General features: G+C 39.5%; 11 protein-coding genes. 7 read left to right on the top strand and 4 right to left on the bottom strand.

The window, feature by feature from the left end:
- Nucleotides 1-261: 261 nt before the first annotated feature.
- Nucleotides 262-1,716, top strand: coding sequence for an arginine deiminase family protein (locus LXL81_RS14470; RefSeq protein WP_234647509.1), 1,455 nt, complete (start codon nt 262-264; stop codon nt 1,714-1,716).
- Nucleotides 1,717-1,784: 68 nt separating this feature from the next.
- Nucleotides 1,785-2,741: a citrulline utilization hydrolase CtlX gene (ctlX, locus tag LXL81_RS14475; RefSeq protein WP_234647510.1), complete on the top strand. Its 957-nt coding sequence runs from the start codon at nt 1,785-1,787 to the stop codon at nt 2,739-2,741.
- Nucleotides 2,742-2,819: 78 nt separating this feature from the next.
- Here the strand turns inward: ctlX and LXL81_RS14480 are convergent, their stop codons facing one another.
- A complete protein-coding gene (locus LXL81_RS14480; RefSeq protein ID WP_234647511.1) occupies nt 2,820-3,278 on the bottom strand; it encodes a hypothetical protein in 459 nt (152 codons plus the stop codon).
- Between the two features lie 276 nt (nt 3,279-3,554).
- Here LXL81_RS14480 and LXL81_RS14485 point away from each other — a divergent pair, with 276 nt between their 5' ends.
- Both LXL81_RS14485 and hemW read left to right on the top strand, forming a co-directional pair.
- Nucleotides 3,555-5,615, top strand: coding sequence for a TonB-dependent receptor (locus LXL81_RS14485; protein ID WP_234647512.1), 2,061 nt, complete (start codon nt 3,555-3,557; stop codon nt 5,613-5,615).
- Nucleotides 5,616-5,828: 213 nt separating this feature from the next.
- On the top strand, nt 5,829-6,953 hold the full coding sequence (gene hemW / locus LXL81_RS14490; RefSeq protein WP_234647513.1) for a radical SAM family heme chaperone HemW: 1,125 nt from the start codon (nt 5,829-5,831) through the stop codon (nt 6,951-6,953).
- Nucleotides 6,954-7,090: 137 nt separating this feature from the next.
- On the opposite strand, the gene LXL81_RS14495 is transcribed toward hemW, so the two are convergent.
- Nucleotides 7,091-8,554: a choice-of-anchor A family protein gene (locus LXL81_RS14495; protein WP_234647514.1), complete on the bottom strand. Its 1,464-nt coding sequence runs from the start codon at nt 8,552-8,554 to the stop codon at nt 7,091-7,093.
- A gap of 498 nt (nt 8,555-9,052) precedes the next feature.
- Nucleotides 9,053-9,475 carry an OsmC family protein gene (locus tag LXL81_RS14500; RefSeq protein ID WP_234647515.1) on the bottom strand — a complete coding sequence of 141 codons (423 nt, stop codon included), beginning with the start codon at nt 9,473-9,475 and terminating at the stop codon, nt 9,053-9,055.
- A 224-nt stretch (nt 9,476-9,699) separates the two neighbouring features.
- On the opposite strand from LXL81_RS14500, the gene LXL81_RS14505 reads away from it, so the two are divergent.
- The 3 genes from LXL81_RS14505 to dinB all read left to right on the top strand — a co-directional run bounded on the left by LXL81_RS14505 (nt 9,700) and on the right by dinB (nt 12,073).
- Entirely contained in the window at nt 9,700-10,245 is a 546-nt protein-coding gene (locus LXL81_RS14505; protein ID WP_234647516.1) for a hypothetical protein, read from the top strand.
- Between the two features lie 99 nt (nt 10,246-10,344).
- A complete protein-coding gene (locus LXL81_RS14510; RefSeq protein WP_234647517.1) occupies nt 10,345-10,947 on the top strand; it encodes a DUF1684 domain-containing protein in 603 nt (200 codons plus the stop codon).
- Nucleotides 10,948-10,972: 25 nt separating this feature from the next.
- Complete coding sequence (dinB, locus tag LXL81_RS14515; protein WP_234647518.1) at nt 10,973-12,073, top strand: DNA polymerase IV; 1,101 nt, start codon at nt 10,973-10,975, stop codon at nt 12,071-12,073.
- Nucleotides 12,074-12,260: 187 nt separating this feature from the next.
- On the opposite strand, the gene LXL81_RS14520 is transcribed toward dinB, so the two are convergent.
- Nucleotides 12,261-14,411: a M43 family zinc metalloprotease gene (locus LXL81_RS14520; RefSeq protein ID WP_234647519.1), complete on the bottom strand. Its 2,151-nt coding sequence runs from the start codon at nt 14,409-14,411 to the stop codon at nt 12,261-12,263.
- Nucleotides 14,412-14,580: the final 169 nt, after the last annotated feature.

A 14,580-nucleotide genomic window follows, 5' to 3' on the forward strand; every position in this document is an offset into this window, starting at 1 on the left:
AACTGATTTTATACTTGTATATGTAGTTCTTGGTAATTTACCGCAAAAGTAGTAAGCTTTGGTCGTATATGAAAATAACCACCCCGGTTCAAAACAAACATTATGGTAATACATCTTTATTAACCTTTTTCAAAGCATCAATGTTCCATAAATCAGGATATTTTGGACGTTCATCATTATAAAAGTAGGTAAAGCAATCAACAAATATCCCAATTGTAAATTATCCGCGTTACTTTGCGGCCTGAGTTTAAGTTTGATATTATGACAAAAACAGATAAATCGCTCTCACCCGAAATACAGGTTTCCACAGAAGTTGGGACATTAAGACGATTGCTTATTCATAGTCCGGATCGCGGATTAGGAAAAGTTGTTCCATCCAAAGCCCAGGACTGGCTTTTTGAAGATATCGTTCATTTGAACACGATGCGAAAAAAGGAATATGATTATTATGTCAAACTGCTTTTGTATTTCCTCGATCCTGAAAAGATCAAGGGAAAATTAAAGGAAATAAACGATGACAAATCACGCTCCTTTTATATTCCCGGCTCTGAAAATTATTTTAATTCAGACAAAGTCGTTGACATCCAGAAGCTTTTGGCTGAAATTTTACTTGATGAAAACATCAGAATTAAGTTAACCGCCGCAATCTGTGGGATTGAGCGCTGTTCGTACCAGACCCAAAACGAGCTGAATACTTTTGATGCGAATGAGCTGGCAAAGATCTTTATTTCGGGATCACTATCGGATAAGCGGATGTTGTTTGCGCCTTTGCCCAATCTGATTTTCATGCGTGATATCGGGATTGTTATCAATGACCACATTTTGCTGAACAAACCTGCAAAATCCGCACGGACGAGAGAATCCATTTTAGCACAATTCATTTTCTTTCATCACCCAATGTTCGCTTCTTTTAAGGATAACATTATCGAAATCCCTGAAAACGAACGCCATTTCTTACTTCCTGATGATGAAAAAGCAAGCGATTATCATCGATGTACGCTGGAAGGCGGTGATGTGATGATGGTTGCTCCGGGACATTTGCTGATTGGTTGCAGCGAGCGGACTTCGATTTACGCTGCGCAGCAAGTGATGAAAATATTATTCGATAAAAATGTAGTGCAGAAAATCTCGATCATAAAAATTCCAAAAAAACGGGATTATATGCATATTGATACGATTTTCACACAGGTCAAAAAAAATGTGTGGGTTTTGTTGAGCAGTATTGGAAGGCTGGGTGACGAAGCTAAAAAGAAAGATGTCCTACATTTTTTTGCCCCCAAAATAAATAATCCTGAGTTTCAGATTTTACAGTTTGTCAAAGGACAGGAACAAAATCCGGTTGAAATTGAAAACCTGGAAGATTTGTTGACCGATATCAGTAAAAACGATTTAAAAAGCGAAGAAGAAGTTCAGTTTATCTATTCGGGGAATAATGAATTTCCATACGGCGAACGTGAACAATGGACGGATTCCTGCAATTTACTGGCGATTAAAGATGGGGTTGTCATCGGTTATGACAGGAATGATAAAACGCTGGATGCTTTCCGGGAAAAGGGTTTCAGAATTATCCGGGCGAAAGATCTGATTCAAAAATTTGAAAATGATGAGCTTTCTCCGGATACGCTAACAGATACTTTCATCACCTTGCCATCTGCCGAACTGTCGCGGGCACGGGGCGGATCGCATTGTATGAGCATGCCTATATTAAGAGATTGAGAAGGATTGCAATCCGACTTTTTACATTGTAAATTGCATATACTTCAACACTGAAATCAACAACTCCTATGCGCCCGATAGCCACATCCATCCATACCCAACCGCAATCCACTGCCAGGATTATGATGATCCGGCCGGTTCAGTTTGGATTTAATACAGAAACCGCCGAAAGTAACGAATTTCAGCAAAGAGATTTTGATCATAGCAACAGTGAGGAAACGCAGACAAAGGCTCGTGAAGAGTTTGACCTGATGATTTCTCAGCTATTATTGACAGGACTGGATCTGCATATTTTTGATGATACGGACGATGTCTACCGGCCTGACGCTGTTTTTTCAAATAACTGGATTTCGTTTCATCAAAGTGGAAAAGTCGTTTTGTACCCGATGATGGCCAAAAACCGCAGAGCAGAACGAAGGCCGGATATTATCGAAGCGCTTAAAAAAGATTTTCTGGTTGAGGAAATTATTGACCTTACACATTTCGAAAAGGAAGGTAAATTTCTGGAAGGCACAGGAAGTATGGTTCTGGACCGTCGCTATAAAATTGCCTATGCCTGTCTATCACCAAGAACGCATCCGGAAGTTTTGGAAGCTTTTGGCGACGCCTTAGGTTATGAGATCGTTACTTTTTCAGCTTCTGATGAAAACGACAAAGCGATTTATCATACCAATGTGCTGATGTGCGTTGGAGATATTTTCGCCGTTGTTTGTCTTGAAGCAATAAAAAATCCTGACGAACGCCAGCAAGTCAGAACGATGCTTGAAGAGACTAATAAATATATTATCGAAATTTCACTGGAACAAGTGCACCAGTTTGCAGGAAATATGCTGATGGTCAGAAATCTGAAAGGTGACAAATTTCTGATGATGTCAACGCAGGCTTATGAGGCATTGACTGAAACACAACACAAAATCCTTTCGGATTATGCCCGGATTATCCATACCGATTTATCTATAATTGAGACAAATGGCGGAGGTTCAGCGCGTTGTATGATGACTGAAATTCATCTGCCGCTGCGGTAAAAAATCTGATTTCTCTAACGCAAAAAAGGGTCTGTTCAAAAATTTGAACTGACCCTTTTTATATTAAATCAAATCCAGTTAATCATTCAGATCTGCTTTGATTTTGTCCATTTTAGCACGTGTATCAGATTTGAAATTATCCCATTTCTCATCTGTTTCAGACTGCATTTTGTTAAGAGATTCTTTCAAATCTTCTTTTTCCTTTTGCAATTCTTTTTTACGTTCTTTCCATTTATCTTTTTCCTTAGCAGTTGCTTTATCCATTTTAGCGTCTGCCTCTTCTATTTTATTATCAATTTTGCTGATTGCGCCATCAATATCAGTTTTCAACGATTCTTTTTCATCATTAAATTTTGACTTAAACTCTTCACCAGCATCCTTGGCGTCACTTTTCGCTTCGTCAAGGTTTTCTTTTGCATCATCTTTTGCTGCTTCCGCAGTTTCATTAGCAGAGTCTTTTGTCTTTTCAGAACAACTGCTAAAAGTTAACATTCCAACTGTCAACATTGAAGCTACGATCCAGGTTATTTTTTTCATTTTTTTGTGTTTTAAGATGAATTTTCGAGTCTATATTATTATTCATTTATGTATCTAAAAATATCCTACCAATACCTTTTCAGTTTCTGAAATCATTTCACTGTGGAAAAATGTACTCACAAGAATGATTTTTTGCAGGATAAATCTTCTTATTTAACGAATAATGTGTTTTAGACGAAAAGTATAATTTTAGTCACAAGCGTCTTTCGTTTTACAATCCGGTTGTTACTATCCATAATAATGGAGAGCTTTGCCATAAATTCCTAACCATAACCTATGTCACGATATTTATTAATTACAATTCTTTCCGGCTTGCCGCTTTTTCAAAGCTTTGCCCAGACAGCAGTTCAAAACGACACGCTGACCGCAAAACAACTGGATGAAATAACCGTCAACGCTTTTGAATCAAAAACCAACCGGCTTTCTACCACAGCTACTGTTGGATTGCTCACAGCCAAATCTATTGAAAGGTTTTCTTCCACGACATGGACTAATGCAGTCAATGCAATTCCTGGCGTCAGAATGGAGGAGCGTTCACCGGGAAGTTACCGGTTTTCTGTCCGTGGAAGCCTTATTCGCTCGCCGTTTGGTATTCGGAATGTTAAGTTTTACTGGAACGGAATACCCTTTACTGATGCAGGTGGAAACACGCCGTTGAATTCACTGGATTTCGGGGCAGTTCAGAGTATGGAAGTGATCAAAGGACCTGGAAGCAGTCTTTATGGTGCCGGAACGGGTGGCGTTGTGTTGATGCAAAGCCGGACCGACAATCCTGGTATGAACAGGGTTGAGCAAAGTGTTGGTTACGGAAAATATGGTTTTCAAAGCAGAAGCACCACTTTGCAGGTCGGTGATATTTCTGTTCAGTATGGTCATCAGGAACAGGATGGCTATCGCAAGCAAAGTGGAATGGTGCGTGATGCCATCCGGTTTACATCCAATAGTAAAGTCGGCAAAGGTACGCTTTCACTGCTCGGAATGTATTCTGACCTGATGTACCAGACGCCCGGTGGAATCACCCTGGCCCAATATAAAACTGATCCAAAACTGGCCCGTCAGTCCTCTCCGACTGTTCCCGGAAGTGAGGCCCAACATGCGGCGATATATACTAAATTCGCTCTTTTAGGAGGTAATTATTCGATTAATCTAAGCGACAACTGGACCCAGAGCACCGCACTTTATCTGACAACAAATGATTTTGCAAACCCTTTTATTTCCAATTACGAAAAACGTGATGAACAGGGAATGGGCGGAAGAAATATCTGGCAGAATAATTCTCAGATCGGCAACGTAAAAACGAACTGGACAACCGGTTTTGAATGGCAGTATAGCAAATCAGCGCAGAGAAATTATGATAACAATGGTGGCATTCCGGGAAAACAACAGACCGTTGAAGATGTCCGTACGAGTGCATTAACGGCATTCACACAACTTGAAGCGGTTCTTTTTTCAGATTTGACCGTTACAGCCGGTGTAAGTTATAACACATCAAAATATAAATACGAACGCTTTTTTGTACTTCCATATAGTAAAGAACAAAGGACTTTTGACGGGATTTTTGTTCCAAGATTTGCCCTAAATAAAATCATTGCCAAAACCTGGGCATTTACCGCATCTTACAGCAGCGGATTTTCCCCTCCTACCTTGCAGGAAGTTCGCCCTTCGGCTGGCGGATTTCATAGAGATCTGGAAGCAGAGCGTGGTATGAATACTGAAATCGGTATTCGTAAAATCGGTAACAGAATAACAGCAGAAATAAACGCATATCACTTTGGACTGAAACAGACCATTGCCAGAAGAACCAATGAAGCCGGCTCGGAATTTTTCATTAACGCCGGAAAAACAAAACAGATCGGGCTGGAATGGAATCTTGGATATGATCTTCTTGTCAGTCCAAAATCACCCGTTGCAATAAGAATCTGGGATTCAGGAACCTATACAAAATATACTTATGAAGACTATCAGTCGGGTGATGTTAACCTGAACGGAAAGCTTATTCCTGGAATTCCAAGACTGATACAAACAACTGGTCTGGACGCAAAATTCAAATATGGAATTTCGCTTTACGCCACTTATCAGCACGGCAGCTCGCATTATCTGAACGATGCCAATACCATTAAAAACACGCCTTACAACCAATTTACAGCGCGTGCTGCCTGGAAAAAGAGCTGGGGAAATCATTTTTACAGCGAACTTTCTGCCTCAGCTGAAAAAGTTAACGCAGCCATTTACAGTCTCGGTTACGACCTGAACGCCTTCGGAAGTCGCTTCTATAACGGTGCTCCTAAAAATAATTTATGGGCAGGTGTTAAGGTTGGCTGGGAATGGAAAAAATAATTGTTAAGGGTTAATGATGGCGGTTTGAAATTTTGTATACAGTTTCACTTCATTCTGTTTTGGGCGATGTTTTTGGATGGATTTCTAAACTTGATTATGTCAATTGAAACTCCAAAACCGTTTATCCTGTTCCTTTCAAATCCATTAAGAGTAATTGAGCAAAAAATTGTCAATCCGCAATCATTAACCCTTAACAATTAATCATTAGAAAAATTGCATCTCTACATTCATATTCCTTTTTGCAGGCAAGCCTGTCATTATTGTGATTTTCATTTTAGCACGAATACTAAAAATAAACATGCGATTGTGGAAGCCATTGCAAGAGAGATTGTTATAAGGAAAAATTATTTACCGTCGAATGAGTTAGAGACGATTTATTTTGGCGGAGGAACACCTTCTTTGCTTGATGAATCGGAACTTAGGTTTTTAATGGAAACAATAGATTCTCATTTTAAGGTTAAGGAAAATGCTGAAATCACACTTGAAGCTAATCCGGATGACTTGAACAGGGAAAAACTTGTTCAGTTTTATAATGCCGGAATTAATCGTTTGAGCATTGGAATCCAGTCTTTCCATGAGCCGCATTTGAAACATCTTAACCGGATTCACGATTCTTACGAAGCCGGAAATTGCGTTAAACTTGCTCAGGAAGTTGGGATTATTAATATTTCGATTGATCTGATTTACGCCATTCCAGCTCCTGATCATACGATTCTGGAATCAGATATCCAAAAAGCGTTTGAGCTGAATGTTGCTCATATTTCGGCTTATTGCCTGACCATTGAACCTCAAACTGCTTTTGGAAGCTGGCTGAAAAAGAAAAAGATTAAACCGATTGATGAAGAATTTGCTGCTCAGCAATTTGAGATTTTAACTGCCGGATTAGCTGCAAATGGTTACGAACAATATGAAATCTCAAATTTTGCGAGGAGTGGAATATACAGCCGGCATAACAGTTCATACTGGAAACAACATCATTATTTAGGTGTTGGGCCAAGCGCCCATTCTTATAATGGTGTGAGCAGAGAATACAATGTTTCCAACAATGCCCAGTATCTGGCGGCCATTCAGCAGGATAAAATTCCTTCCACAATCGAAATTCTTACCTCCGCAGATCAGGTAAACGATTATTTGCTTACGGGACTACGTACGAAGTGGGGATGTGAGATTTCAACACTTAACAAATTATCCCATAATCAGTTTGAATTACTGAACCGCGCCGAAATTTCCATGATGGCGCAAAAAGGATGGTTATTCATTGACAATGGAACACTCTTGCTGACGCAGGCAGGAAAACTATTCGCAGATCGTGTGGCCAGCGATTTATTTCTGGACTAGATATTTATTGCTATCCGCACTAAAAGCGAATCGCTATATGCTAATATCTAAACGTCAAAAGGGGTATGCAAAATCATTGATTCCACACACCCCGATTTGATTAAAATTCAAAGTTCAACTTAGGTTAGGTACTGACTTTACTGCTTCACAATTTTGGCGGTACTTACTGAACCGTTCACTTGTTTTAGCTGAATAATATAAATTCCGGAACTCACATTTGACAAATCGATTTTGTCAGAAGCTGCCGACATTGAAATTCTTTTTCCTGCTGTATTGACCAGAAATATTTCTTTCACTTTACTCCAGTCAGGCGTCTCAATAGTAGCCTGACTAACCACTGGGTTAGGATACACCGAAACCGACGAAGGCAAATCAAGCGAGATTTCTACCACGCGGCTATATGCAAACGTAGCGTCACGGTCAATCATTTTTAGCCGGTAATAATTTTCTCCATTTGCAGGATCCTTATGTACAAATTGATAATTTGACAAACTTTTACTGTCTCCGTTAGAAACCACCGTTCCAATCAAATTCCAGTTTTTTGCATCATAACTGTATTGTACTTCGAAACGGTCACTATTTGTTTCCGAGGTAGTTGCCCAGTTTAATACAGATTGAACTCCTTCCTTTTCAACAAAAAATGAAGTCAGGGTAACAGGTAATGGTGTTGTTGTAGGAGTTACAAATGTTGAACACAGATTATGAAATTCAAAACCGTTATTTTGCTCAACATTACCGCCAACAACAGCCTGACCATTAATACTTCCGCCACTTCCTGTCAAATCGGCCAAAGGCGCTAAAACCGCAGCTTGCAGCGCATAACTTGCCAGGGAAATATTTGTGGCCAAAGGAAAATTAAACAGCATTCTCGACCTCAAATTATCCGGCATTGAGCCTCCGTTAATATCAACAATTTTATTGGTTACGTTTACCAATATCTGAGCACCGGAAGGAATGTTATTAAATGACAGGCCAAAAGTTTTTCCTGTCGGGATTGTCAGGCTAAATACGTTTGTCGAGGCTGAAGTTCCATTCAGCTGAATATCTACATAATTACCATAATCATTGTAAACCACAGTTCCGGTTGTTGGAAGAGCCGCAAGGGAATTGGATAAATTTGTATAATTCGTTTTTAGCGTTCCAAAAGAGAGACGATTTGTGACCGGTCCGATGTTGGCTCCTTGTCCGTCAGCATGTGTCGGATATTGTGATCCTGAGGTTACAGTGTTATAAATAAAATTACCTACAACCGAATAGTTGTTAGCATTGGTAAAGTTGCCGTTGACAATAAAATTATCAGAATTGACGGGAGCAGGATCACCGACAGATCCATGTCCAACCGAGTAACTTGAAGGTGCAGAAAAATCACCGGCAACGGCCAGCCGTCCTTCTGTATCTCCTCCATTCGCAACCAGATTTCCAAAGACAATAGCATTGAAGTTTCCATTACCATTAAATCCTGTTCCAAAGTAATTTGCAGGTACGGTTAGCGCAACTGACGAATTACATTGTGCATAAATCAGGTTTGATGCACCAAGTGAAAAACTGATAAGTATCAAACTTACAAGCCTGTCATAATTTAATTTAAAAAACGTTTTCATCGAGTCCGGGTTTAAATTTTAATTGTATTATTTCAATTTAATAGAAATTCACATGCAGATATACGCGACAAATTAAATTCTGGATCAAGCAGTGCTTAAAATTTTTTAACAACACATAAATCACTCATATATAGAAAATTAACATCACAAATATAATGATCACTATGACCTTATACTTCATAGTTAATTAAAAAAAACTTAGATTTCTTGTTGGCGTAGAACTAATTTTATTGCACTTTTATAATATGTAGATATTTATCAGTTAGCCGTAAAAATATAATTACATTCTGTTAGAAGTAATTATATGATTTTTAGAATTGAAGAGATTTAATTTGTAGAAGGGTGATAAAAGGTGTATTAGCCCTTACTCTTCATCTGAATTTAATATCAAAGAAATGATCAGTGAAAGGCCGGTAAACGGGCAAAAAAATAATGGCATCTGAATGATTTTTAATCATTCAGATGCCATTAGTCAATCCAAAAAGAATTGGTCAATTATTATGCAAGCAATTCAATTTCAAGTGATTTCTCAGCGTTCAAAACTTTCGACACAGGACATTTTTCTTTTGCCGTATGAGCGATTTCGTCAAACTGCTCAGCTGTGATACCCGACACTTTTCCTTTCAAAACCAAAGCGCTTTTCGTGATTGCACCTTGTGACGGATCAAGCGTGATAACCGCAGAAACATTAAGTTCATCAGCAGTAAAACCAGCTTCATTCAAAAGAAAGCTTAATTGCATGGCGAAACATCCCGCATGTGCAGCTGCAATAAGTTCTTCAGGATTTGTTCCTACGCCATCTGCAAATCGTGTATTGAATGAATACTGGGTGTTTTCGAGGACTGTGCTTTGCGTACTTAGTGTACCAGTTCCTTCTTTTCCGGTACCTTTCCAAACGGCATTTGCTCTACGATTGATCATGTTTTTATTTATTTTTTGAATAATTACTTATGTTAAACTTATAACAGTGAAAAATACTACCTTCCAATTACCAATGCAAATTATTTAATTATTAATGCTGCACCTGTTCAGATGCTTCTGGCATTATTTTGTCAATAAAAAGTTAACGTGCCTACTTTATTAGGGCGTTTAAAAAACTTAGCGCAAATTTGTGCAAGTAACAACTCATAAAATTATAAATGGTCATGACAAAAAAGCTGATTCCGTTATTATTCGTTATTGCAATTCTTTTTCAGGGGTGTAAAGGAGATGATGGTGCTCCCGGTATTGATGGAGGAACTGTATTGGGAACTACATTTGATCTTACAAAAGTCAATTTTACTGCTGCAAATCAATATGTGGTAAATTATACTTTTACTGCTGTGTCTCCAAATGTTAAAGTTTTAGAATCTGATCTTGTGTTGGTTTATCTTTACAAAGGCAGCGATATCTTAAATAATCCGGTAGATTCGTGGCGTCTGCTGCCACAAACGACTTATGAGACGGGTCTTGGGTCTTTGATTTATAACTTCGATCGTACCTCGACAGACTTCTCTATATTTCTTGATGGAAATGTGGATTTCACAAAGCTGACACCTGCCTACACGCAGAATCAAACTTTCCGCGTTGTTGTCATTCCATCTGATTTCAGTTCAAGAAAAAGTGGTACGGTTGACTACAATGATTACGAAGCTGTTAAAAAATTCTATAACATTGACGAAAGCAAAATAGCGAAATATCCTGCTAAATAGTTTTTTGATATAGCTTGGCAATTGTATTTCAAAATAAATACAGTTGGAAAAAATCACAAAATCCGGTAACTTTTTACCGGATTTATTTTTTTACTCAATATGAAAATCATTCTTAACCTGGCTTTATTCTTATTTATTTGTATTTCCTCGAAAGCACAGACGTTTGAAAAAGAGACTGAACTTTTCAGACAGCATTACAAAGAGGACTTTTTGAAATCTAAAAACTCTCCGCTAAAAAAAGATGACCTCGCCTATTTGCGCTTTTTCGAGCCTGATTCTACTTACCGGGTAAAAGCCTCTTTTAAAAGAATCCTGAAAAGCAGGCCGTTTGAAATGCCGACATATAGTGATACCAATAAAACCTATGTAAAATATGGTCTGTTAAAATTTAAACTTAATGGCCGGAAACAAACGCTTACGGTTTACCGGAGTTTGAGTTTGCAAACATTGCCTCAATACCGCGACCACCTTTTTTTACCTTTCAAAGACAAAACCAACGGCGTGCAATCTTATGGCGGCGGACGTTATATTGATCTTAGCACGAGAGATATCAAAAACAATGTGGTTGAACTAGATTTCAATAAAGCCTATAATCCATACTGTGCTTACAGCGACGGATTTAATTGTCCTATCCCACCGGTTGCCAATCATTTAACCGCCAAAATTGAGGCTGGTGAGAAAAATTTTGCCAAGGAACATTAATAAAATTTGCTATGTTTCTTAAACAATGTCAGACTCAAAGCCATCTCACCGTAAGATAATCCACATTGATATGGATGCATTTTATGCGTCCGTGGAGCAGCGTGATTTCCCCGAGTTGAGAGGAAAACCTTTGGCTGTGGGTGGCTCTCCAACGGGTCGTGGTGTGGTGGCAACGGCAAGTTACGAAGCACGGAAATTTGGCGTACGTTCAGCGATGTCATCCCGGATTGCCATAAAACTTTGTCCGCAAATCACATTTGTCCCTCCAAGATTTGATGCATATAAAGCCGTTTCTAAAAGTATAAGAGAAATATTCCAACGTTATACGGATATCATTGAACCGCTTTCTCTTGATGAGGCTTTTCTGGATGTAACAAATGATAAACTAGAAATTGGTTCGGCACTTGAAATAGCGAAACAGATCAAAAAAGCCATAAGGGACGAGCTAAATCTGACGGCTTCTGCCGGTGTTTCTACAAATAAATTTGTTGCCAAAATTGCGTCAGATATCAACAAACCTGACGGACTGACTTTCATCGGCCCTTCCAAAATCGAAACATTTGTAAATAATCTTCCTGTTGAAAAGTTTTTTGGCGTTGGAAAAGTAACAGCCCAGAAGATGAATAACATGCAATTATTCACCGGGGCTGATTTAAGAAAACTCTCTGAAAATGAACTGGTAAAACATTTCGGCAAAGTGGGTCATTTTTATTTTCGGATTGTAAGAGGAATTGACGACCGTGAAGTCCAGACACACCGGGAAACCAAATCTCTGGGAGCGGAAGATACATTTACCTATGATCTAAGTACGGTCGATGAAATGCACAAGGAGCTGGATATCATTGCCGAAACTGTTTTTAAACGATTGCAGAAAAGTCAGTTGAAAGGCCGGACGATTACGCTAAAAATAAAATACAGCGACTTCACCCAGATCACACGAAATTTCTCCTACGCACATCCGGTTGGCGATTTTGAAACGATTTTTAATACAGCCAAACAGCTTTTGGAAAAAGTTGACAGAGAGGAAAAGACCGTGCGCTTATTAGGAATTTCCCTTTCAAACTTCGGCGAGCCAGAAACAAAGCCAAGAAAACCACGCGATCCCGAGCAGCTCGAATTATTTTGATTTCAACAAAAAATAAAAAGACGCTTCACCGACCGAAATCTAAGTAAAGCGTTACGTAATAAATCAAGCGTAGGTTAATGTTTTTTGGCTTTCGGCGGTCGGCAGTCGGCGATCAAATTTTGGATGACGACAAATTTTATTAATATCAACCCATTAACAGCCGATAGCTGACGGCCGAAAGCCCATTTTAATATTTCACTATTTTCTTGGTAAGTGTTTTTGTATCAAATACAGCTTTCACGATATACAATCCGGCTGAATAATTTTGCAGGTTGAAATTAAAAACATTAGTACTAACCTCACCGCCTGGCAAGGTTAGTTTTGCAACTTCCTGGCCGGTTACTGAATAAATTGATATGGACTGTAAACCTGATGGATGTGGATAAAACTGAACGGATATTTCTCCGCTTGTCGGATTTGGTGTGACCAGAAAACCAGCTTCTTTCAGGTTCGGATTGACCGTTACCGTTCGGATATTGATATCATCCAGATAAATATCATTCTCGTTTCCATTGATATTCAGGAACGCGATTAGCACATTTCCCTGACTGATATAATCCGATATATTCAATTGTTCCTGTCTCCATTCACCGGCAGTCGGAGCAAATGCAGTTCTGGTGGCGGCCGTTCTTGTGATCAGGTTTGGCCCCCATTTTTTATATAAACTGGTGTATGTCAATCCGCAATCGGTACTGATCATAACCTGAAGTGTATCCCAAACATTTCCTGCACTGGTAGATGTCGTGTACGTGGCAGCTGCTACCTGAAAAGAAACAAAGGCTGAATCGACTCCGGCAATATTTACGGTCGGACTTCTCAAATAATCTTTCTGACCAATGGCCAGATAATCGAAGTTCCTCATCCGCGCAGACGCATTTCCTGTTTTTGCCCCTTCGGTTGTTTTCTCCCAGGTCTCTGCGCCATCAGGATTAACGATATCCCAGGCTGTCGGCGGGAATGCGCCTTCAAAACCTTCTACAACCGGCGGTGCAGATGGCAGATAATATATGAAATCAAAGCTGAGCATATCATTTGATGTATCCTCATCCTGCGCTCCGTTTGGATTGACACTGGTAACGGTCAGCACGTGGTTCCCTTCAACGGTCGTAATACTCGCCAGTGTCACGGTTGTTTCAGAATAGCTGGCCAATGAACCAGTCCATTTATAACTTACCACAGGGCCATTATCAACACTTGCATTAATCGTCACGGAAGTTATGGTTTCACTGCCACGATTTCTGAGAATAACCTGCGGAGTAAATGTGCCGTTACATAATCGTTGATCAGGCTGCGTAATTTGCTTTATTGAAGCATCTTTACCTTTCAAATTCAAAGGCTGGCAACCTTTTGAAGAGCTTAATATTGATCTGTAACTATTGAAAGCCGCCTCCATCCGAGCCACCTGTTCAACTGTAAACATTAAAAGACAGGCATCGGCAGTGTAATCCATGTAATTCTGATACATGATACCCGGCGACGTAGTTGTGCAATTATCAGTAACCACGCCGGTTCTGCATGTACTTGAACTATTTCCCTGGTTAGGTGTGTCGGAAACGCCATCCGTTCCGGCGCAGCTTCCATTGTCATCACCCCAAATGTGTAACAAATTGAAATAGTGACCAATTTCATGTGTAAGCGTTTTCCCTTCGTTAAAACCTGTTGCGTTTCCACCGGGTAAACTATTGTAAGCAACCACAACGCCTTGTTCCTCAGGGGTTCCATCATTCGGAAAAGTAGCATAACCCAACGTATTATTTGACAAAACACAAACCCAGATATTCAAATAACTATCAGGATCCCAGGCGTCGGCACCGCCTGTCGCCTTATGTTTTACATAATTACTTGTGTAGTCAAAAGATGTTTGCGTTGTGCTGTATCGGACAATACCCGTCGTCGGTTCCTCATTAGGCGTGCGTTGTGCAAGACAAAACTGAATTCCTGATGAACCGAACAAACTTTTAAAATAAGACGGAATTTTAGATGCTCCTGCATTCAACCCGGCGTAATCCTTGTTGATCGTATCAAGCTGCGCCTGAATCTGTGCATCTGTTACCTGCGCCTGATTTCTCATCACAACATGGAAAACAACCGGCACAGTCACAAGTCCGCCCGTTTTCATCGTTTTCCTGCTTGCAACGCGCTCAGCAACCAGCTTGCGAAGCTGCATCTCTCTCTCACTGAATTTTTGCCTTAAACCGGGATTCGTTGAAAATCGCTGTTCTAAAAGCGGCATTGTGGCGCATCTATCCTGAGCTTTTACAAAAAAAGAAATTGCCAGAAAAGAAATCAGAAAAACCAGTTTGGATAAATTTGTTACATCAGTATTTATTTTGGACATTTTTCAATTTGGTAATGTTGTCAATTTAGATCGTGTCGGGGGCATACGATTTACATGTCGTACTGATATTTATGACTTACGAAAAAAAGGCTGAGAGTGATGCACCAATATTCTCATTTAATTTTTTTCTAATTCTGCATACCCGCGCTGTATACGTTTGCCTGAGAAG

Origin of the sequence: Dyadobacter sp. CY356 (assembly GCF_021440195.1) — a bacterium.
Lineage (GTDB): Bacteria > Bacteroidota > Bacteroidia > Cytophagales > Spirosomataceae > Dyadobacter.

Excerpts from the sequence above, each read along its gene's own strand:
- LXL81_RS14500 (WP_234647515.1), bottom strand. The coding sequence starts at position 9,475 with ATGATCAATCGTAGAGCAAATGCCGTTTGGAAAGGTACCGGAAAAGAA.
- dinB (WP_234647518.1), top strand. The coding sequence starts at position 10,973 with ATGTCAGACTCAAAGCCATCTCACCGTAAGATAATCCACATTGATATG.
- LXL81_RS14470 (WP_234647509.1), top strand. The coding sequence starts at position 262 with ATGACAAAAACAGATAAATCGCTCTCACCCGAAATACAGGTTTCCACA.
- LXL81_RS14480 (WP_234647511.1), bottom strand. The coding sequence starts at position 3,278 with ATGAAAAAAATAACCTGGATCGTAGCTTCAATGTTGACAGTTGGAATG.
- ctlX (WP_234647510.1), top strand. The coding sequence starts at position 1,785 with ATGCGCCCGATAGCCACATCCATCCATACCCAACCGCAATCCACTGCC.
- LXL81_RS14520 (WP_234647519.1), bottom strand. The coding sequence starts at position 14,411 with ATGTCCAAAATAAATACTGATGTAACAAATTTATCCAAACTGGTTTTT.
- LXL81_RS14485 (WP_234647512.1), top strand. The coding sequence starts at position 3,555 with ATGTCACGATATTTATTAATTACAATTCTTTCCGGCTTGCCGCTTTTT.
- LXL81_RS14495 (WP_234647514.1), bottom strand. The coding sequence starts at position 8,554 with ATGAAAACGTTTTTTAAATTAAATTATGACAGGCTTGTAAGTTTGATA.
- LXL81_RS14505 (WP_234647516.1), top strand. The coding sequence starts at position 9,700 with ATGACAAAAAAGCTGATTCCGTTATTATTCGTTATTGCAATTCTTTTT.
- LXL81_RS14510 (WP_234647517.1), top strand. The coding sequence starts at position 10,345 with ATGAAAATCATTCTTAACCTGGCTTTATTCTTATTTATTTGTATTTCC.